The 301-nt window shown below is 46.8% G+C and carries 1 protein-coding gene; it reads left to right on the top strand.

Annotated elements, in window-relative coordinates; translation table 11 throughout:
* Positions 1-197 (top strand): hypothetical protein (locus tag HBA93_RS20400; RefSeq protein WP_221724489.1); only part of this gene is annotated, 197 nt, incomplete at its 5' end.
* Positions 198-301 lie beyond the last annotated feature (104 nt).

Here is a 301-nt window from a genome sequence, read left to right as displayed (position 1 = left end):
CATTAAGACTATATCGGAGGAGACCTGCAATGTATGATGGTGTACCCGCTCAATGGCAAAAGCCTGCCGATCAAATGAAAAACCGTACGGATGAAGCGGCATTTGTTTTTCTCGGGATATTTCTGGCCGGTCTGGCTGTCCCAGCCGCATTTCTTATCTGGGCAATTACTTCAAGCCTGTTTGCTGTTTTCGGCTAAGGAGCACTGAACTCATAACAGTTTAAACAAGAGTTTTCCGGCAGCTGGATCTGCATAACAACAGCCAAGAAAAGATGAGCTTAGCGCCCTTGTACTTCCGGTAC

Source organism: Ochrobactrum sp. SFR4 (assembly GCF_019730395.1).
GTDB lineage: Bacteria > Pseudomonadota > Alphaproteobacteria > Rhizobiales > Rhizobiaceae > Pseudochrobactrum.
This window is presented reverse-complemented; position numbering and strand designations above follow the sequence as displayed.